Raw genomic sequence first — 20417 nt, forward strand, 5'->3', positions numbered from 1 at the left:
GCAGCAAACGATCGACTATCGAGATCGGCGAGCGGCTTTCGCTTGCCCCTCGCTCAGCGCTTGAGCTTCGCGAAGGCGGCGGCCATTGCGCCGGCCGGCTCCGACTCGCGGGTGCGTTGCGGCGCACGCGAACCGCCGCCGGGGCGGCTGGAACCGCGTTCTTCGCGCGAGGAGGCGGGCGCGGCGTCGTCCGCGAGCCTCATCGTGAGCGCGATCCGCTGGCGCTTGACGTCGACCTCGAGCACCTTGACCTTGACCACCTGACCGGCCTTCACGACTTCGTGCGGGTCCTTGATGAACTTCGTCGACATCGCCGAGACGTGAACGAGCCCGTCCTGGTGCACGCCGATATCGACGAACGCGCCGAACGCCGCCACGTTCGTGACGACGCCTTCGAGCACCATGCCGGGTGCGAGATCCGAGATCTTCTCGACGCCTTCGCGGAACGTCGCCGTCTTGAATTCGGGGCGAGGGTCGCGGCCGGGCTTCTCGAGTTCGGCGAGAATGTCGCGCACGGTGGGCAAGCCGAAGCGCTCGTCGACGAACTCAGCCGGCGACAGGCCGGAGAGCGCCTCGCGGCTGCCGAGCACGTCGCCGATTTGCTTACGGATTTTCGCGAGCATGCGTTCGACGACCGGATACGCTTCCGGGTGCACCGACGAGCGATCGAGCGGATTGTCGCCGCTGTTGATGCGCAGGAAGCCGGCGGCTTGTTCGAACGTCTTATCGCCGAGCCGAGGCACCTTGCGAAGATGCTCGCGTGACGGGAACGGCCCGTTCGCGTCGCGGAACTCGACGATATTCCGCGCGAGCGTGCTGTTCAGGCCCGACACGCGGGCGAGCAGGGCGATCGACGCCGTGTTGGCATCCACGCCGACCGCATTCACGCAGTCTTCCACCACGGCATCGAGCGAGCGGGCGAGTTCACGTTGATTGACGTCGTGCTGATACTGGCCGACGCCGATCGCCTTCGGCTCGATCTTGACGAGCTCGGCGAGCGGATCCTGAAGGCGGCGCGCGATCGACACCGCGCCGCGCAAGGACACGTCGAGCTCGGGGAACTCCTTGGCGGCGAGCTCCGATGCGGAATACACGGATGCCCCCGCTTCGGAGACGACGATCTTTTGCAGCTTCAGTTCAGGGTGACGCGCGATGAGTTCGCTCGCGAGCTTATCCGTTTCGCGCGACGCCGTTCCGTTGCCGATGCTGATCAGCTCGGCTTGCGTCTGAGCGGCAATGCGCGCGAGCTTGGCGAGCGAACCGTCCCAGTCGCGGCGCGGCTCGTGCGGGTAGATCGTATCGGTGGCCAGCAGCTTGCCGGTGCGGTCGACCACCGCCACCTTGACGCCCGTGCGCAAGCCCGGATCGAGGCCGATGACGGCCTTCGGGCCGGCCGGGGCGGCGAGCAGCAAGTCTTTCAAGTTACGCGCGAAAACACGAATGGCTTCATGTTCCGCCGATTCGCGCAGTTGCGTCAGCAGTTCGTTTTCGAGATGCGGTTGCACCTTGACGCGCCAGCACCAGCGGCAGACGTCGGAGAGCCATTTGTCGGCGGGGCGGCCCTGGTTCGAAACGCCGGCATGGCGGGCGATCAGCGCTTCGCATGGATGCGGCACCTGCGCGTCGAGCTCTTCGCCGAGGCCCAGCTTGATCGTCAGCACGCCCGCATTACGCCCGCGGAACAGCGCCAGCGCACGGTGCGAGGGCACCGTCTTCCAGGTCTCGGCGTAGTCGTAGTAGTCGCGGAATTTCTCGCCTTCCTCTTTTTCCTTGCCTTCGACGACCGACGAGGAGACGATGCCGCGCTCGGACAGATATTCGCGCAGCTTGCCGAGCAATTCCGCCGTTTCCCCGAATTGTTCGGACAGGATGTCGCGCGCGCCGTCGAGCGCGGCTTTGACGTCCGCGATGCCTTTTTCGGCATCGACGTAGGCGGCGGCTTCCGTTTGGGGATCGAGGCGCGGATCGGCGAGCAGCGCTTGCGCGAGCGGTTCGAGCCCGGCCTCGCGGGCGATTTGCGCGCGCGTGCGGCGTTTCGGCTTGTAGGGCAGGTAAAGGTCTTCGAGGACTTGCTTGCTGTCGGCGGCGTCGATCGCGGTGCGCAGCTCGTCGGTCAGTTTGCCTTGTTCCTCGATGCTCGATACGATCGTCGCGCGCCGATCTTCCATTTCCCGCAAGTAGAGCAGACGCTCTTCGAGCGTGCGCAACTGCGTATCGTCGAGGTTGCCCGTGACTTCCTTCCGGTAGCGGGCGATGAACGGAACTGTCGAGCCTTCGTCGAGCAGTTGCACGGCCGCTGCGACTTGGCGCGGCTGCACGGTCAGTTCGGTGGCGATGCGCTGTACGATCTTGAGTGCTACGTTGTCCGTCATAGAGGAAGCGTCTGGCTGCGGGGCCGCGGCGGCGCGTCCCGCCCATGAAGCACGGAAACGCCGGCCTGCGGCCGGGTTGCTGAAGCGGCGCATTTTGCCACAAATGCCCGGGCGGTCGAGCGCGGGTGTTAGAATTTCGACCATGTTCCGATCCCCGCCTACGACGTTGCCGATCTCCCGTTTTTCCATTATTCCGCGCGCCGCGACGCTAGCCGCGGCCGTGTTCGCGTGTTCGCTCGCGATGCCCGCTGCTTCTGCACAGGGCGTGCCCGCCTCCGGGGCGGCCGCTGCTTCCGCGGCCAGCGACGCCGCGTCCGCGCAAGCGCGCGATTTCGACAAGCGTCAGACCGCGCTCGATGCCCGCACGGCGGAAAACGAGTACGCCTACGGCGTGGCCGAGCACAATTGTTACAGCAAGTTTTTCGTGAATGCTTGCCTTGGCCGCGCGCGCGACAAGATGCGCGATGCGCGAGGGCGGATCCACGCGGAGCAGCTCGCGCTCGACGACGAGCGCCGCGCCGCCCATGCGCAGCAGCGCGACGAGCAGGATGCCCTGCGCCGGGCGCGCGACGAGCAGGAGGCGCCGCAGCGTGCGGCTACCGCGGCCAGCAACGTGCAGGCATTCGACGAGAAGCAGCGCCAGCATGCGCTCGAGCAGGCCCAGCGAGGGGCCGAGGCGCCGCAGCACGCGGCGGATCAGGCCACCTACGATGCCAAGCAAGCCGACTACCAGCGCAAGCTCGATCAGGCACGGCTGAACGCGGCCAGCGATGCGCAGGCGCGCGCACTGCGGGCGCAGCACTTTGCGCAAAAGCAAACCGACGCGGCGCAGCACAAGGCCGACGTCGAAGCACGCCAGAAGCAGGCGGCGCAAAAGGCTCAGGAAAAGCAGCAGCAGGAACAGCAGCAGCAGGAACAGCAAAAGCGTTTGCAGCAGGAGCAGCAGGAGAGCGACTGAAGCATGGCGGTTTTTGCTGGACGGTAACCTCAGGCGAGGCAGCCGCGCGATCGGCGTCTCGCCTAACGAACCGAGGAGACGACCATGCGCGGCCAACAGGCGATTCAACCGGACACGCTCCGCGACCGTATCTTGCAGTTGGAGTCGGAACATAGCGAACTCGATCGCATGATCGATAAATTGGCGGTCTCATCGGACATCACCGATCTCGAGCTGCGGCGCTTGAAGAAGCGCAAGCTCAAGGTCAAAGACGACATCTTGTTGCTGCAATTGCAGCTCGAACCGGACAGGAACGCGTAGGCGGCGAACGGGCAGGCGTTCGCACCGCGCGCTTGGCGCCGGTCATTGCACGGAAACGCTTGCCTTGAATTCACCGCTCGATGCCTCTACCCAGGTGCCGCTTGCCGCGGCGCCGACGCTGCCTGAGGGCCAGCCCGATGGCGCCGCGCAGCCGCCCGCCGCCAAACGGGACGGGCGATCGCCGCATGCGCTCGCGTTAGCGCTGGCCCCGCGCCGGCGCTCCGAACTCGATGCGATTTTCGCGAACGACGGCCTGCTCGCGCGCACCATCGACGGCTACCGGCCGCGGGCATCTCAAATCGAAATGGCCTGTGCCGTGGCGGCGACGATGGAGGCGTCCGGGCGCGCCATGCCCGAACCCGCCATGTTCGAGGCGCAGCGTCGTCCAGCGAGGCGCCTGCGCGGTGACGGCGATGCCCGTTCGGAGTCCGCCGGCGGCGCCGCGGCAGCGGCCGAGAACGGCACCGCAGTGACCGAGGATGGCACGGCCGGCGAAAACACGCTGATCGTCGAGGCCGGCACGGGCACGGGCAAAACGTACGCCTATCTTGTCCCCGCCATGCTGTGGGGCGGCAAGGTCGTGATCTCCACGGGCACCAAGCACCTTCAAGATCAGCTGTTTCAGCGCGACGTGCCGACGGTACGCGATGCGCTTGCGGTGCCGGTGTCGGTCGCGATGCTGAAGGGGCGTTCGAACTACCTCTGTCATTACTATCTGCAGCGCACGGCGGACAACGGGCGGCTGCCGTCGCGGCAGGACACCGCCTATTTGCAGGACATCGTGCGCTTCGCCAAGATCACGCGCACGGGCGACAAGGCGGAACTGGCGAGCGTCCCCGAGACGGCGCCGGTGTGGTCGATGGTGACATCGACGCGCGAGAACTGTCTCGGCCAGGAATGCCCGCACTACAAAGAATGCTTCGTGATGCAGGCTCGGCGCGAGGCGCAGCAGGCCGACATCGTCGTCGTCAACCATCATCTGTTTTTCGCGGACATCATGCTGCGCGACACGGGGATGGCCGAACTGCTCCCGACGGCCAATACCATCGTCTTCGACGAGGCGCATCAGCTGCCCGAGACGGCCACGCTGTTTTTCGGCGAGACGCTGTCGACGGCGCAACTGCTCGAGCTTGCGCGCGACGTCGTGGCGGAAGGGCTCGCGCATGCGCGCGACGCTGTCGAATGGGTCAAGCTGGGCGCGGCGCTCGAACGCGCGGCCCGCGACATTCGGCTGGCGTTCAAGGACGACACCCTGCGTGTTTCGGCCGCTCAGCTCGGCGACGACCATGCGCTCTACGGTGCGCTCGATGCGTTGGAGGCCGCGCTGGAAGCGGTCGCCGCCGCGCTCGCGGGGCAAGCCGAGCGTGCCGAATCGCTGGGTGCCTGTATGCGGCGCGCGCGCGAGCTGCAGGACCAGCTGTCGCGATGGACGTCGCCGCCCGACGACGAAGCGCCGGCCAAGCAAGACAAGGGGGCCTCGACGCAGCAGGAAAATGGGTCGAACCCGGGCGATTTCAACGAGCGGATCCGTTGGATCGAGGTGTTTTCGCAGTCGGTGCAGTTGCACGAAACGCCGCTGTCGGTCGCGCCGATCTTCGCGAAGCAGCGTGCGGGCGTGCCGCGCGCGTGGATATTCACCTCGGCGACGTTGTCGGTGCGAGGCGATTTCACGCACTACGCGGCGCAGATGGGGCTCGACGCCCACCGTTCGATGACGCTCCCGAGCCCGTTCGACTACGGCACGCAGGGCCTGCTTTACGTGCCGCGCAATTTGCCGCAGCCCTCGTCGCCGGCGTTTACCGACGCCGTTTTCGACGCCGCGCTGCCTGCGATCGAGGCGGCGGGCGGAGGCGTTTTCGTCCTATGCACGACGCTGCGCGCGGTCGATCGCATCGCCGGCAAGCTGCGCGACGTCATCGAGGCGCGCGGATGGTCGACACCTCTGCTCGTGCAGGGGGATGCGAGCCGCACCGAATTGCTCGACCGGTTTCGCGCGTACGGCAATGCGATCCTCGTCGGCAGCCAGAGTTTTTGGGAAGGCGTGGACGTGCGCGGCGACGCGCTCTCGCTCGTCGTCATCGACAAGCTTCCCTTCGCTCCGCCCGACGATCCGGTCCTCTCCGCGCGTCTGGATGCGTTGACCAAGAAGGGGCTCAGCCCGTTTGCCGTGCATCAATTGCCGCAAGCCGTGATCACGTTGAAGCAGGGGGCCGGCCGCTTGATTCGTGCCGAAACCGATCGCGGCGTGTTGATGATTTGCGATACGCGGCTCGTCGATAAACCCTATGGCCGCCGTATTTGGCAGAGCCTTCCGCCGTTCAAGCGCACGCGCGAAATCGACGTCGTGCGTGAATTTTTCTCCGACCGCGCGGCATCGGGCGCGGTTGAAGCCTAAAAATAAAGCGCTTAAAAAAGAGAGCTAAAAAAAACCGGCCACCTGGGCCGGTTTTTTTTCCGCAAGCACCGCGCATCGGGCAACGGCGCTTGGGTTATGCACGGTTTAGAACTGCCACCACGACTTTTTCGCACCGGGGCGAGGGTGGCCCGTGATGTAAGGACTATCCGGGAACGTACCGGCAAGCACGCGGCGCGTGTCGTCGGCCAGCTTCGTCTCGTTCAGCTTCGTGTACGACAGCATCATGATGTGAAGCGCGTCCTCGATCGCGGGGGCGTTCTTATACTCCTTCACGGCAAGCTGCGCGCGATTGATCGCCGCCACGTAGGCGCCGCGGCGATAGTAGTAATCGGCCGCGTGAACTTCATACGATGCGAGCGCGTTCACGATGTAGCGCATGCGAGCGGCGGCATCGGGGGCGTACTTGCTGTCCGGGTATTTGTCGACGACGATCTTGAACGCATCGTACGACTCGCGCAGCGACTTCGGATCGCGTTCGCTCATGTCCTGGCCCGAGAAGCGGCCGAACAAGCCCAGATCGTCGTTGAAGTGGATCATCCCCTTCAGGTAGTACGCATAGGCGATGTCGGGATGATCCGGATGCAGCCGAATGAAGCGGTCAATCGCTTCGTCCGCCGCGGCGGTTTCTCCGTCCTTCCAATTGCAATAGGCGACGTTGATTTCGGCTTGCTGCGCGAAGTGGCCGAACGGATCGCGGCCCTGGAGGGCTTCGAAGTATTTCGCGCATTTGCCCCAATCGCCACCCGACAACGCGTCCTGGGCCTCCGAGTATAATTTGTTGTTTGCCCAGCCGGCCGTCTCATCGGTCTTTTGCGGCAGGCCGTGGCAGCCTGCCACGAGCACCGCGGCCGCGGCGAGGGCCAAGCCGGCCGACGCGGATTGGACCGCACGCTTAGCCGCGCGGCTTGCCGCGCACGAAGCCGTGCGCATCATGGTGTTGAAGGCTCGCCGCATTTCTCCATGCATCCTAGCAATCAGTCTCACTCAGTGACCCAGTTTCAATGACCAGCACACGTCCTTCCGGCAACATGCTCGGCCCTATCGATGAAAGCGCCGATTATAGCCGAAGCGGCCGTCCCGCCGACGCTCGCGCAGACCAATCCGCCGGCACGCGTGCCGATGCGCCCGCGGAAGCCGTGGCAAAGCCGCCGGGCGATGCGCCGCGCGTCGCGCTCGTGCCTGCCGCGCTGGCCGGCGAACGGCTCGACAAGGTGCTCGCGAAAGTGTTTCCGGAATATTCCCGCAGCCGCTTGCAAAGCTGGACGGAAGCAGGGCGTGTCTTGCTGAACGGCGCGCCGGCCAAAGTCCGTCAGGCCGTGCCGCTCGACGCGCGCATCGAGCTTACCCCCGATTTGCTGCCGGAGCAGCTTGCGTTTACCCCTGAGCCGGTGCCGCTTCGCGTCGTCTACGAGGACGATTCGCTCGTCGTCATCGACAAGCCGGCCGGCCTCGTCGTGCATCCCGCCGCGGGCAACTGGAGCGGCACGATCCTGAACGGCCTGTTGCATCGCTATCCGGATGCGGCCGGTCTGCCTCGGGCAGGCATCGTGCATCGGCTCGACAAGGAAACGTCGGGCTTGATGGTGATTGCGCGCACGCTCGAGGCGCAGACCGATCTCGTGCGTCAATTGCAGGCGCGTACGGTCAAGCGCCGCTATGTCGCGCTCGTCTGGGGCGCGATGCCCGAGGAGGGGCTCATCGACGCGCCGATCGGGCGCGATCCGCGCGAGCGCACGCGCATGGCCGTCGTGGCCGGCGTTTCGGGAAAGAGTGCGCGCACGCGGTTCCGCCTCGTCGATCAAACGATGTGGAAGCAGCAAAGCGTGAGCGCGATTCATTGCGATCTCGATACGGGCCGCACGCATCAGATCCGCGTGCATTGCGCCCATGTCGGGCATCCGCTGCTGGGCGATCCCGTTTACGGCAGCATTCGCGGGCGCCGCTCGAGCGCGCCGCTGCCCGGCGGTTTCGCTAGGCAGGCGCTGCATGCGTGGCAACTTGGGCTCGTGCATCCGGCCACTGGCCGCCCGATGCGCTGGCGCGCCGATCTGCCCGACGACATGGCCGAACTCGTGCAGGCGCTTGGCTTCGGGCACGATACGGGAGAATTCGATTCGGCCGAGATCGACGACGATGCCTATGACGAATCCGACGGCATCGGTGACGATTACGAGGACGATGACGCGGACATCGAGTGACTACGCGGTCCGTTGCGCGCCGTGTCGAACGAAAACGAAACCCAGCGCGCGAACGAGCGTTGAGCGTCGCGCGATCGAAGCAGACTTCCGATCATGACGAAACGAGATGACGATTTGACGAGCGAATCCGTGCTGACCGGGGCCGATTGCCTGTATCCGGATTGGAGCGTGTCATCGCGCGTGCGCGCGCTCGTCACGACACGCGCCGGCGGCGTGAGCTTGCCGCCGTATGGCCGGTGGATCGACGGACGGGAAGCGGCGGGCGGTCTGAACCTCGGCCTGCATACCGGCGACGACCCGGAGCGCGTCGCGCGCAACCGTGCACGCTTGCTTTCCTTCGCCGGCGTGCGTGCCGCGTGGCTCGATCAGATTCACGGCGATGCGATCGCGAACGCCGACGAGGTGCCGGCGGGTGTGCCCGTGCGTGCCGACGCGAGCGTGACGTCGGTGCCCGGCGTCGCTTGCCTCGTGATGGTGGCCGATTGTCTGCCGGTACTGCTGTGTGATGCCGACGGCCGTGCGGTGGGCGCGGCGCATGCCGGTTGGCGCGGGCTCGTTGCCGGCATCGTGGAAAAGACGGCGCGGCGCGTCGCCGATTTGGCGCAATGCGATCCTCAGACGTTACATGCCTACCTGGGGCCGGCGATCGGTCCGCGCTCGTTCGAAGTCGGCGATGAAGTCCGGGATGCGTTCCTGGCGGCGGCCGCGTCGGCGGAGCGCGAGGCGACCGCGCATGCGTTCGTGGCGCGCGGGCAGGTGCCGGGCAAGCATTGGGCCGATTTATACGCGCTCGCGCGCCTGCGTCTGGCACGGCTCGGTGTCACGCGTGTGACCGGCGGCGACGCTTGCACCGTCACGGATAGCGATCGTTTCTATTCCTATCGGCGCGATCGCACGACGGGCCGGATGGGCGCGCTGATCTGGCTGGCCGACTGATTCGTCGTCATTCCCTGCGGCGCACAAGAACCGGCGCCGCCGAAGCCCGGTGCGGCACCGGCAGTGCGGGCGCCGCCGGCCCAGCGACCCGGCGTGCATGCCGATGCGGCTTGGCTTGGGCGCGCACGATCGACATCGGGAAAACGATAATAAAAAACCTATCGCGCTGCGGCAAAATCGGTCCAAAGCATTGACATGCCTGATGGCGGGCGCAAGAATGACCGCTCGCAAGGGTGAGCATAGCGAACGGTCGCGAGGGTTTGCCCACGTAGGCTCGACGCCCGCCCTCAATCAGTCTTCCTTGACTCACGGCCAAAGCGGGTATGACTGCATCAAATCGTCGATCGACTTCTTCTCAAACCGAAACTTCTTCGAGCCAAGAGCAGCAAGCCGCAGGCGGCAGCGCGGATATGCAGCGAATGTTCGAGGCTTGGACGAGCGCGTGGCGCGCCGTCGCCGATCCGAGCAAATGGCCTGCTGCGGCACAGGCTGCGATGGCCGGGCAAGCGACGAACGGCCCGGCGGGCGGCTCGCCGTTTTCGGTTCCTCCCGGTGGTTTGCCGTTTCCATTTCCTATGACGATGCCGCAGATGCCGGCGGGGTGGCCTTCGATGGCCGATGCCCAGCAGGCGTTCGCGGGCTTCAAGATGCCGCAGATGCCGCCGATGCCGGCCATGGGGTTGCCCTCGATGGCCGATGCCCAGCAGGCATTCGCGGGTCTGAAGCTTCCCGTCGCGTCGATTCCTCCCGAGCGGCTGCAGGCACTGCAGGCCGATTACTCGCGCGATTGCCTGGCGCTGCTGCAGCAGGCGAGCGGGGCCGACACGGCGCCGCCCGAGCTTCGCGATCGGCGTTTTAGTTCGGACGCCTGGAAGGCAACGCCCGCGTTCGCCTACACGGCGGCCTGGTATCTGCTCAATGCGCGCTATCTGCAAGCGCTGGCCGACGCCGTCGACGCCGACGGGAAGACGCGCGAGCGGATTCGCTTCGCCGTGCAGCAGTGGACGGCCGCGGCATCGCCGAGCAACTTCTTGGCGCTCAATCCCGAGGCGCAAAAGGCGCTGCTCGAGACGCACGGCGAGAGTCTGCGCCAGGGCGTGATGAACCTGCTGGCGGATATGCGCCGGGGCAAGATTTCGCAGAGCGACGAGTCGCGCTTCGTCGTCGGCAAGAACATCGGCTCGACCGAGGGTTCGGTCGTCTTCGAGAACGAGCTGATCCAGCTGATCCAATACAAGCCGCGCACGCCGAGCGTGTTCGAGCGTCCGCTGCTGATGGTGCCGCCCTGCATCAACAAGTTCTACATCCTCGATTTGCAGCCCGAGAGTTCGCTGGTCGCACATGCGCTCGATGCGGGACACCAGGTCTTCATGATCTCGTGGCGCAACGCCGATGCGTCGTTGGCCGGCAAGACATGGGACGACTACATCAACGACGGGGTGCTCGCCGCGATCGACGTCGTCAAGAGCGTGAGCGGGCGCGAGCAGATCAATACGTTCGGGTTCTGCATCGGCGGAACGATGATCGCGACGGCGCTCGCCGTGCTGGCCGCGCGCGGCCAGCATCCGGCCGCTTCGTTGACGTTGCTGACCGCGATGCTCGACTTCTCGGATACGGGCGTGCTCGACGTGTTCGTCGATGAAGCGCACGTGCAGATGCGCGAGCAGACGATCGGCGGCGCCAACGGCGCGCCGCCGGCGCTGATGCGCGGCGTCGAGTTCGCCAACGCGTTCTCGTTCCTGCGGCCGAACGATCTGGTGTGGAATTACGTCGTCGACAATTACCTCAAGGGCCGTACGCCCGCGCCGTTCGATTTGCTGTACTGGAACGGCGATTCGACGAATCTGCCTGGGCCGATGTACGTTTGGTACCTGCGCAACACGTATCTCGAAAACAAGCTGCGTGAGCCGGGCGCACTGACCGTCTGCGGCGAGGCGCTCGATCTATCGCGCATCGACGTGCCGACGTTCATCTACGGCTCGCGTGACGACCACATCGTGCCGTGGCGTACGGCCTACGCTTCGGCGCCTTTGCTGACCGGCCCGCAACGGTTCGTGCTCGGCGCGTCGGGGCATATCGCCGGTGTCATCAATCCCCCGGCGAAGGGCAAGCGCAGCTACTGGTCGCACGAGGGCAACGAGAAGGCGCTGGCGGAAAATCCCGATGACTGGTTCGATGGCGCCGTCGAAAAACCCGGCAGCTGGTGGCCCGAGTGGCTGACGTGGCTCGACCAGTACGGCGGCAAAAAAGTGAAGATTCATCCGCAGCTGGGGTCGGCCGAATACCCGGTGATCGAGGCCGCGCCCGGACGCTACGTACAAGAGCGGGATTGATCGGGCCGCGATAGGCCGGGCCGCGATAGGCCGGGCCGCGCAGGTCGCGCCACAATACGCGGGCCGCGACGGGCCGGGGTACGACATATCGAACCATTGACCGATCGGGGCGTTCCAAGGTTTTTAACTGAGACGTGCGGCCGTGGAGAGCGGCCGCCTCATTCGCAAGGAGTCACAAAATGACTGACGTAGTGATCGTATCGGCTGCTCGTACCGCAGTCGGCAAGTTCGGCGGCTCACTCGCGAAGATTGCTGCACCGGACCTCGGCGCGACCGTCGTGCGCGCGGTGCTGGAGCGCGCGGGCGTGAAGCCCGAGCAGGTGAGCGAAGTCATCTTGGGCCAGGTGCTGGCCGCCGGCTCGGGCCAGAATCCGGCCCGTCAGTCGCTGATCAAGGCTGGGCTGCCGGCCGCGGTGCCGGGGATGACGATCAACAAGGTGTGCGGGTCGGGCCTGAAGGCTGTCATGCTGGCCGCGAATGCGGTCATCGCGGGCGATGCCGACATCGTGGTCGCGGGCGGCCAAGAGAACATGAGCGCGGCGCCGCACGTGCTGCCGGGTTCGCGCGACGGCTTCCGCATGGGCGATGCGAAGCTCATCGACACGATGATCGTCGACGGCCTGTGGGACGTCTACAACCAGTATCACATGGGCATCACGGCCGAGAACGTGGCCAAGGAATACGGCATTACGCGCGAAGAGCAGGACACGTTCGCGGCACTGTCGCAGAACAAGGCGGAAGCGGCGCAAAAAGCAGGGCGTTTCGACGACGAGATCGTTCCCGTCGAGATCCCGCAGCGCAAGGGCGAGCCGTTGCGTTTCGCCACCGACGAATTCGTCCGCCATGGCGTGACGGCCGAGTCGCTGGCGGGCTTGAAGCCGGCGTTCTCGAAAGAGGGCACCGTGACGGCGGCCAACGCGTCCGGTCTGAACGACGGCGCGGCGGCGGTACTCGTGATGTCGGCCAAGAAGGCCGAAGCGCTCGGCTTGACGCCGCTCGCGCGGATCAAGGCGTACGCCAATGCCGGCGTCGATCCGAAGGTCATGGGCATGGGGCCGGTGCCGGCGTCGCGCCGCTGTCTCGAGCGCGCGGGCTGGTCGGTCGGCGATCTCGACTTGATGGAGATCAACGAGGCATTCGCGGCGCAAGCACTGGCCGTGCACAAGCAAATGGGCTGGGACACGTCGAAGATCAACGTGAACGGCGGCGCGATCGCGATCGGCCATCCGATCGGCGCATCGGGCTGCCGTATTCTCGTGACGCTGCTCCACGAAATGCAAAAACGCGACGCGAAGCGCGGCTTGGCTTCGCTTTGCATCGGTGGTGGGATGGGCGTCGCGTTGGCGGTCGAGCGCGTCTGACGGACGCGCAAGAGCCGCCGCCGAGGGCAGTACGCGGCGGTAAAGATGAGGGGCGCCGCGAGGCGCCCCCGGAAAACAGGAATGGAGCGTGATTCATGACTCAGCGTATTGCGTACGTAACGGGCGGCATGGGCGGCATCGGTACCGGCATCTGCCAGCGCCTGCATAAGCAAGGCTACAGGGTGGTCGCGGGCTGTGGTCCGAACTCGCCGCGGCGCGTTACGTGGCTCGAGCAGCAGAAGGCGCTCGGCTACGATTTCGTCGCGTCGGAGGGCAACGTCGGCGATTGGGAGTCCACCAAGAACGCGTTCGATAAGGTGAAGTCCGAAGTGGGCGAGGTCGACATACTCGTCAACAACGCGGGCATTACACGCGATGTCGTGTTCCGCAAGATGACGCACGAGGATTGGACGGCCGTCATCGACACGAACCTGACGAGCCTGTTCAACGTCACGAAGCAGGTGATCGACGGCATGGTGGAGCGCGGCTTCGGGCGCGTCATCAACATTTCGTCGGTGAACGGGCAGAAAGGGCAGTTCGGCCAGACGAACTACTCGACGGCCAAGGCCGGCATTCACGGCTTCACGATGGCCCTCGCGCAGGAAGTGGCGACCAAGGGCGTGACCGTGAATACGGTGTCGCCCGGCTACATCGGTACGGACATGGTCAAGTCGATCCGGGCCGACGTGCTCGAGAAGATCATCGCGACGATTCCGGTGCGCCGTCTCGGCTCGCCGGACGAAATCGCGTCGATCGTCGCTTGGCTCGCGTCCGACGAGTCCGGCTTCTCGACGGGTGCCGATTTCTCGCTGAACGGCGGTTTGCACATGGGTTGATGCGTTTTCGCGCCGGCGGCGGTTCGGATTGCCGCCGGCGCAAAACGCGTTAAAGTGTAGGGATTTCGGGGGTCCGGTTCGCTGCGGGAGGCGCGGCGGGCTCGAGGGCGCCGTCATTGCGCTGCGTTGCGTTCATAAAAGGCATTACATGTCGACTACAAAGAAAACAGCCGAGCGATTCATTAAAAAGTACCCGAACCGCCGGCTCTACGACACGGAGACGAGCACGTACATCACGCTGAGCGACGTGAAGCAACTCGTGCTCGACCAGGAGGAATTCAAGGTCATCGATGCGAAGAGCAACGAGGATCTCACGCGCAGCATCCTGCTGCAGATCATCCTCGAAGAGGAAAGCGGCGGCGTGCCGATGTTCTCCTCGTCGATGCTCTCGCAGATCATCCGCTTCTACGGTCACGCGATGCAAGGCATGATGGGCACCTACCTGGAGAAGAACATCCAGGCGTTCATCGAGATTCAGAACAAGCTCGCCGAGCAATCGAAGAATCTCTATGAAGGCAATGCGATGAACCCCGAGGTCTGGTCGCAGTTCATGAACATGCAAGCGCCGATGATGCAAGGGATGATGACGAGCTACATCGAACAGTCGAAGAATATGTTCGTGCAGATGCAGGAGCAGATGCAGAATCAGGCCAAGTCGATGTTCAGCTCGTTCACGTTCAACAAGCCGGGTACCGGCACCGAGCCGGAAAAGAAATAACGAGCGGTTTAGCCGTCGACCCAGGCCGCGGAAGTCCGCGGCTTCGCTTTTCACGCGTATCGAGGCGGCGGGGTTTCGCTTTCGCCTTCGGGCGCAAGCCTCCCGCGCCGGCACGGCGCTTCGCCGGCCGTGTTCTTTCTTCTCGTTTTCCTCTTTTCGTTCCTATTCGCTGCCGCTGGTGCGGCACGCGCCTCGTGCCTTCTCCCGTCCGTTGACGTTTTCGCAAGGCCGGTTCCGACGCCCGGGGCTTGATGCGTTGGGGGTAAATCCGTCGCATTTTTGGCCAAGAGCGGTTGCTTGGAGCGACGCACGGCCATGATTCAGCCGTGGTTGCAGCGGGTTCGCCGAACGTTGCCGAACTCGCTGCCCGCCAACTGATTGACCAAAGGCCTTCAATCGTCGGCAACGGTATGTATCAACGCCGTTGACACACTAACAATGGACACCTATGATGAGCACTGTATCAACATGTAGATACGCTGAACTCGACCCGGGGTGCGACGAATCGCTTGCACGCACTGTACGCAAGCCGAACGCGTCGTCGCCCGCGGTCCACTCATGGGGCGTCACGATGGCCGTTCAAACACTGAAGCGCTGGGGCAACAGTCTGGCGGTACGCATACCGGCAAGCGTCGCACAGGAGGCCAGGCTGGCCGAGGGGCAGGCCATCGACGTTCAAGTCGTCGACGGCAAGGTGCAGATTCTTCCGTTCCTGGCAATCAAGCGCTTTTCGCGTGAGCGCTATGTACAGCAACTGCGGGAGGGAAAGCTGGAGCCACACGACGCCATCGATTTCGGAGCCCCGCAAGGCTCGGAATTCGGTGGTCCCGAAGAGCCGCGCTAAAACGGAGAGGGAACACATGCTGAACGGGGTGCCGGAGGCGGGCGACATCATTCGGCTGTACGTGGGGCCGAGCAAGGGAAGCGAACAGGACGGGTATCGAGCGGTCGTGGTGCTCACGTCCGCCGATATCAACGAGTTGACGGGGCGGATCGTGGGATTGCCGATTACCTCGACGATTCGCGGCTGGGAGAGCGAGATTGCTATCGCCAGCCTAGCCCGTCCTGGTGTGGCGCTCGTCGATCAAATCGTCAACCTTTCGTACATGGCACGCGAAATTCGCTACGACGGGGAGCGGGCGTCGGAAGCGGAGATGGAGGCGATTCGTTATGCGGTGCGTACTTTTCTCGATTTATAGGGCAGCCCGCTGCACGGCGCGACGTGCTTCATCTGGCAGGTCGGGCTAGCCGCCCGGGCGGCCGCAGTCGCTGAACGGCCGCATATCTGCAACCCCCTGCTGCATCGCGGTACAATACGCGGTTCTTCCGGGAAGTGGCGCATTGGCTCTCGCGCACGATTTGTTCGCCCGGAGTCATTGCCATTCGCCGGATCACTTCATGTCGCACACTCCCTCTCCCGCCACGCCCACCTCGGCTGCCGCTGCGTCGCCCGCGCCGAAGGTCGGTTTCGTCTCTCTCGGGTGCCCGTAAGTCACTTAAAATATACTGGCTCTTGGAGAGACGACGGCGGTTGGAGGGCGGCTGTTGCTCCGTCTGGCGTACAGTTGCGGCTGCACGCGCAGCGTAGATTTTGGGTCCCCCCTTTTTCGGGCCAGATGAAGGGTGGCCGTGCTCCTCGGGCTGTCCCAAAATTGGGGCGATTCTGAAGTGGAATTTTCCGGCGCCGAAATTGGTGGGCGAATTTTTGTAGGGCAAAACGACCACCCGAAATGTCAACCAAAAAGGTTGACATTGAACTGTCTGGTACTTAAGATCCAACTCACGATTAGGCAACGCCTGAATCGCTCGTCGAACGGGGAGACCCGGCGACAAATACGGCCTCAGGCCGCCAAACAGCCGCTTAAGCGGCTGTTTTCATTTCCGGGGACAGAAGTCGTGACATACATCTGCTACATCGACGAAGCAGGAAACAGTGCATCGTTGCCTTCTGGGAATACCGACAATCAGCCGGTGCTGGTCATCGCAGGCCTGATCGTGCAGCAGGACGCACTGTCAGACATCACACGTGAGTTCCTCGGGCTCAAACGCAAGTACTTTCCTGGCTCGTTCAAGTCAGCCCACTTGCTGGATGATGTTCGGGAGGAAATTAAGGGCGCTGACTTGCGGAGCGCGATCCGGAAGAAAGCACACAAGGCGACGACTCAGTTGCGATTCATTGACGAGACGCTCGATCTGTTGGAGTCCTACGAATGTCGAATCCTCGCTGACATCTGGGTCAAAGGCATTGGTGTCGAGTTCAAGGCGCGTGAGACTTATACCCAGTCTGTTCAGCATGCCTGCCGTTCGTTTCAGGCGTTCTTGGATAGCAAAGATGGCCGCGGCTTTATGATCGCAGACTTCAGAACAACTCAGCTGAACGATCAGGTTGCTCATTCAATTTTCACCCAGAAGTACAGAGCGAAGGGCGACCCATTTTCGCGCATCCTCGAATTGCCAACGTTCGGCGTCAGCAACAATCATGTAGGTCTGCAAATCACAGATGTCCTGTGTACAGCTTTGCTGTTTCCGATGGCGTCCTCAGTGTACTGTTTTCGCCACGTTACGGGTGTTCACGTCAACGCTCGCGATTTAGTAGTGCGGCGTCGCTATGCAAAGCGGGTAAGGAACCTGCAATTCCGGGCGGGCGCCTATTGGAGCATCTCGGTATGGGACAAGCTTAAAAAGCGCACGTCCGCAGAGCTGTTCGTTGTGCCTCCGGTCCCTGCCGCTTCCTCCGCGCCCGTGCAACGCGCAATCCAGCCAACGGTCGGGCAAAATGCGAAGCAAACCGCACGATCGACCCCTGTCGGAAGCTTTGGCCTGCTCTTGCAAGAAGTATTGAAAAAGGGGACTGCACAGACGAATAATGCCGTGCCGTCGGCCATCATTCCACCTGCCGACGGACCACTTCCGACGGATGACGCGGATACGAGAGCGAACCCTCTGCGTTGACAAACAAAAAACGGCGCCTGATGCGCGGTTTTTATTGCTCGGTACGCCGAGGCGGTTTCGAGAGCGCCCGAAGATGGTCAGTCCCTATCAGGAAATTGCCGCAGGCCCTGATCGCGAGATCCTAGGTGGTGATCTGGCCTGGTGGCGACCTGTGCACGCGCATGTGGCCCCTGCCGCGCAGGAACTCGACGTACGCTTGAACTGCGACGGCGAACGCCTCGCGCGTGACGTCGTCGGCGATCACCTGGCCGTCCGGCCCGATGACGCCGAGCGTGGCACGGCTACCATCCGCCAATTCAACGATCAGGCCCTCGGTTGCGCTTGCGCTCAACAGAAAATTGACGGCTTCCCCCGCACGCGGCTTGAGCAATTCGCGCAGTGAGTCATTGAGAAGATCAGCGCCTGGGTAGGCGGCGAGTGTGGCGGCGAGAACGTCGAGTTCGATGTCGGTCATGGAAAGGTCCGGTAGGCGGTGTGCCGCTCACTGTCGCCGAAAACATGTCCAAGCGCAACGGAGGCGCTAACCATGCGATTTTCTGATAATTCGGTGCTGATGAATAAGTCAAGGCGATCTGCGTGTGAAGCAGAATTCTTCTACTTCTGGCGCGTTGTGTGGTTTTGTGTCTCTAAATCTGCCAATAGCGCAGAAAAGTGAACTGAAATTGGCTTGTCCGACGGCATGATCTGCTTGCGCGGATAATCGTTCTCAAGCAGACTTCGCTTCAGCGACACCAAAAAACAAAAAACCGCCCAGTTTAGGGGGCGGTCTTTTGAGGGAACCTCGTGCAGAGGATCCGGTGTTGCAACCAATCGGATCGCAGCCGATCGGGTGATTCAGGTTCCTAGAGATTGGCGTCTCGCAGAACCGACGAACGAAGGCTATCGTAACGCTCTCTGCGCAGCAAGCAGATTCTTCGCTTTGTTTCATCCCCTTCGGCCGTCTAATTTAAAGGACGGTCATTTGATTCAGCATCAAAAGCAGTCTCTCCATACGTCGGTATCCGGCAACAGGCCTCGCGGCGCACGCCCGAACCGTTCCGGCTTCGTCGGTGTCCATTTTCACAAAAGAACTGGCAAGTGGACCGCGCAGGTGACTTTGGTCGATTCCAAGCGCGCGCACGTCCCAGGGCTCTACCAGACGCCCGAAGCAGCCAATGCGGCTCGCGAAGCATTTATTGCTGCGCGCGGTGTCGCTGATGGCGCCTGCAATGCGCCGGAGGCTCTGGCGTGAGCACCGTTCGTCTCGACTTTCTTGCCTTTGTGCGCGACGTCATCACGCGCCCTGCAGTTCCCGCTTGCGTCGTACGCTTCAATCGCTGCGTCTCGACGCTCGTTCGCCGTGGTCGGCATATCGCCAGCGCAGTCCTTTCGCGCCCTGCTGACGCCTGCGTGACGACCGACGCGTCGATTGCGCCTGATGCCGATGCCGGCTCGGGTTCATCCGACGACGACTCAGGAGGCGGAGATCCTGACTCAGACTTAGACGAACCCCCAAATGTATTTGGCTACCGCGGCGGCCGCGGCCCTCGCGCCCAATACAAAATCGACGCGGAGTCGCGCGCCGCTCGCCGTCGTCTTCGCCACAGCCGCGCCCCGCGCCGTGTCCTGAACTGCAATTTGTTGATGCCTCTTACCGGCGTCCCGGACCCTGCCGAGCTTACGGCTCTCGCCGACCGCGGCATCACTCCCGAAGCCCTCCAATCCGCCATCAAAGCCGCTGGTCTTGGCATCGAGAAGCGCAAGCTGTCCGACGTCGCACACTTGGTCGAAGCCGAGCTTGCCAAGCAACGCGCGGCCGCTGCCGAGTTGGAGGCAGCATGAGCGTTCAAGCAATGGCGTGGGCGATCGAGCAGCGCGTCGTGACGGACGCGTCCGCTCGCCACGTGCTGCTCTGTCTCGCGAACTACGCCGATAAAGATGGCCGCGCGGCCTTCCCGTCAGCCGCAACCCTGTCCGCAGATACCGACCTGTCTGAGCGTACGGTCCGCTCAAAGCTCGACTTGCTGTCGAACGTGGGGGCCATCAAAGTCGGCAATCAAGCAATCGTCGCGGCATACATTGACCGCGCAGACAAGCGTCCAATTTGCTACGACCTGTGCGTGTCACGGGGTGCAAATCCTGCACCCCGCGTAGTCGAACGTGGTGCAAATGACGACGTCACGGGGTGCAAACCTCGCAGCAACGGGGTGCAATCTGTGCAGGAACGGGGTGCAGCCGTTGCACCCAATCCATCCCTTAAACCATCCTCTAAACCAAATACACCCATTACCCCCCAAGGGGGGAAGTCGGATTCGGATTCGAAGAAAGCTGATGAGCAGCCCGCGGCAGACGTGGACCCTATCGATGGCATCTTCGAGTACTGGAAGCAGCGCATGAGCCATGAGCGCGCGCAACTGAGCGACGGGCGTCGACGCGTCATCCGCAAGGCGTTGAGTGCCGGTTACTCGCCGCATGACCTTTGCATAGCGATCCGTGGCTGCTCGCTGACGCCGCATAACATGGGCCAGAACGAGCGCGGCGAGCGATACGACTCAATCGAGTTGATCCTGCGCGACGCGGCGCAAATCGACCGCTTCATGGCGAACGACAAGACGCCCCCGAAGGCTACCGAGAAAACGGGTTCAGGCCAGATCCCGGGCTGGTGGAATTCGGACGAGGTCGCGAAGCAGCAAGCCGCGCTCGTCGGTGTCGGCGACCCGCTGCCGATCGACTCGCGGGAGACGTATCACGCTCGCATCCGCGCAGCGATCGAGAACGGCGGCAAGCCGTCGGCGCCGATCGTCGCGCCCGCGCCGAAGTCGGGCGAGCCGGAAGCCCCGCGTGTCGAACTCACGACCGAGCAGAAGGCGGCGCGCAGCGCTGCTCTGCTGGGGGCGCTGTCATCTTCCGCCATATAGGAGCCACCGGGCTTCCGGCATAAAGGAGCCGGGGCGTTTTCGGCATAAAGGAGCCACTTCGTTTCCGGCATATAGGAGCCAGCCGGTTTTCGGCATATAGGAGCCAAGGAAGGAATCGAGCATCTCGATCGTGATGCGCA

Annotated in this window: 18 protein-coding genes; 15 read left to right on the forward strand and 3 right to left on the reverse strand. The window is 63.6% G+C overall.

Going from position 1 to position 20417, the window contains the following annotated elements:
• Positions 1–53 precede the first annotated feature (53 nt).
• Positions 54–2372, reverse strand: a complete 2319-nt coding sequence (locus DWV00_RS29505) for a Tex family protein (RefSeq protein ID WP_115537146.1) — start codon at positions 2370–2372, stop codon at positions 54–56.
• A gap of 142 nt (positions 2373–2514) precedes the next feature.
• Here DWV00_RS29505 and DWV00_RS29510 point away from each other — a divergent pair, with 142 nt between their 5' ends.
• The 3 genes from DWV00_RS29510 (at position 2515) to yoaA (ending at position 6025) form a co-directional block, all read left to right on the forward strand.
• Positions 2515–3330: a colicin transporter gene (locus tag DWV00_RS29510; protein ID WP_115537147.1), complete on the forward strand. Its 816-nt coding sequence runs from the start codon at positions 2515–2517 to the stop codon at positions 3328–3330.
• A gap of 84 nt (positions 3331–3414) precedes the next feature.
• Positions 3415–3630 (forward strand): DUF465 domain-containing protein, encoded by a 216-nt coding sequence (locus tag DWV00_RS29515; protein WP_115537148.1) that lies wholly within the window; start codon positions 3415–3417, stop codon positions 3628–3630.
• 64 nt (positions 3631–3694) lie between these two features.
• Complete coding sequence (gene yoaA, locus DWV00_RS29520; protein WP_425452854.1) at positions 3695–6025, forward strand: DNA repair helicase YoaA; 2331 nt, start codon at positions 3695–3697, stop codon at positions 6023–6025.
• Between the two features lie 105 nt (positions 6026–6130).
• Here yoaA and DWV00_RS29525 read toward each other — a convergent pair whose 3' ends face one another.
• Positions 6131–6976: an outer membrane protein assembly factor BamD gene (locus DWV00_RS29525; protein ID WP_115537174.1), complete on the reverse strand. Its 846-nt coding sequence runs from the start codon at positions 6974–6976 to the stop codon at positions 6131–6133.
• Between the two features lie 71 nt (positions 6977–7047).
• Between DWV00_RS29525 and DWV00_RS29530 the strand changes: the two genes are divergently transcribed.
• From DWV00_RS29530 to DWV00_RS29570, 9 genes are all read left to right on the forward strand, one after another.
• A complete protein-coding gene (locus DWV00_RS29530) occupies positions 7048–8244 on the forward strand; it encodes an RluA family pseudouridine synthase (protein WP_115537149.1) in 1197 nt (398 codons plus the stop codon).
• Between the two features lie 114 nt (positions 8245–8358).
• On the forward strand, positions 8359–9180 hold the full coding sequence (gene pgeF / locus DWV00_RS29535; protein WP_425452856.1) for a peptidoglycan editing factor PgeF: 822 nt from the start codon (positions 8359–8361) through the stop codon (positions 9178–9180).
• Positions 9181–9503: 323 nt separating this feature from the next.
• Entirely contained in the window at positions 9504–11513 is a 2010-nt protein-coding gene (gene phaC / locus DWV00_RS29540) for a class I poly(R)-hydroxyalkanoic acid synthase (RefSeq protein WP_115537151.1), read from the forward strand.
• 179 nt (positions 11514–11692) lie between these two features.
• Positions 11693–12874 (forward strand): acetyl-CoA C-acetyltransferase, encoded by a 1182-nt coding sequence (locus DWV00_RS29545; RefSeq protein WP_115537152.1) that lies wholly within the window; start codon positions 11693–11695, stop codon positions 12872–12874.
• A gap of 95 nt (positions 12875–12969) precedes the next feature.
• Positions 12970–13710 (forward strand): 3-ketoacyl-ACP reductase, encoded by a 741-nt coding sequence (locus DWV00_RS29550; protein WP_115537153.1) that lies wholly within the window; start codon positions 12970–12972, stop codon positions 13708–13710.
• Positions 13711–13858: 148 nt separating this feature from the next.
• A complete protein-coding gene (phaR, locus tag DWV00_RS29555; RefSeq protein WP_115537154.1) occupies positions 13859–14428 on the forward strand; it encodes a polyhydroxyalkanoate synthesis repressor PhaR in 570 nt (189 codons plus the stop codon).
• 571 nt (positions 14429–14999) lie between these two features.
• Positions 15000–15272, forward strand: coding sequence for an AbrB/MazE/SpoVT family DNA-binding domain-containing protein (locus DWV00_RS29560; RefSeq protein ID WP_115537155.1), 273 nt, complete (start codon positions 15000–15002; stop codon positions 15270–15272).
• Positions 15273–15288: 16 nt separating this feature from the next.
• The gene (locus tag DWV00_RS29565) at positions 15289–15627 is read left to right on the forward strand and encodes a type II toxin-antitoxin system PemK/MazF family toxin (RefSeq protein ID WP_115537156.1); all 339 of its coding nucleotides are present in this window, start codon (positions 15289–15291) and stop codon (positions 15625–15627) included.
• 430 nt (positions 15628–16057) lie between these two features.
• Positions 16058–17380, forward strand: a complete 1323-nt coding sequence (locus tag DWV00_RS29570) for a DUF3800 domain-containing protein (protein WP_245965081.1) — start codon at positions 16058–16060, stop codon at positions 17378–17380.
• A 121-nt stretch (positions 17381–17501) separates the two neighbouring features.
• Here the strand turns inward: DWV00_RS29570 and DWV00_RS29575 are convergent, their stop codons facing one another.
• Positions 17502–17834 carry a hypothetical protein gene (locus DWV00_RS29575; protein WP_245965082.1) on the reverse strand — a complete coding sequence of 111 codons (333 nt, stop codon included), beginning with the start codon at positions 17832–17834 and terminating at the stop codon, positions 17502–17504.
• A 507-nt stretch (positions 17835–18341) separates the two neighbouring features.
• Here DWV00_RS29575 and DWV00_RS34220 point away from each other — a divergent pair.
• From DWV00_RS34220 to DWV00_RS34400, 3 genes are read left to right on the forward strand one after another with little or no spacing between them, the layout of a single operon-like run.
• Positions 18342–18611, forward strand: coding sequence for an AP2 domain-containing protein (locus DWV00_RS34220; RefSeq protein WP_181885627.1), 270 nt, complete (start codon positions 18342–18344; stop codon positions 18609–18611).
• The gene (locus DWV00_RS33815; RefSeq protein ID WP_147298000.1) at positions 18608–19201 is read left to right on the forward strand and encodes a hypothetical protein; all 594 of its coding nucleotides are present in this window, start codon (positions 18608–18610) and stop codon (positions 19199–19201) included. The genes DWV00_RS34220 and DWV00_RS33815 overlap by 4 nt, the downstream gene beginning before the upstream one ends.
• A complete protein-coding gene (locus DWV00_RS34400; protein ID WP_220274745.1) occupies positions 19198–20277 on the forward strand; it encodes a helix-turn-helix domain-containing protein in 1080 nt (359 codons plus the stop codon). The genes DWV00_RS33815 and DWV00_RS34400 overlap by 4 nt, the downstream gene beginning before the upstream one ends.
• The last annotated feature ends 140 nt before the right edge of the window (positions 20278–20417 follow it).

Source organism: Trinickia dinghuensis (assembly GCF_003367175.1).
Taxonomy (GTDB): domain Bacteria; phylum Pseudomonadota; class Gammaproteobacteria; order Burkholderiales; family Burkholderiaceae; genus Trinickia; species Trinickia dinghuensis.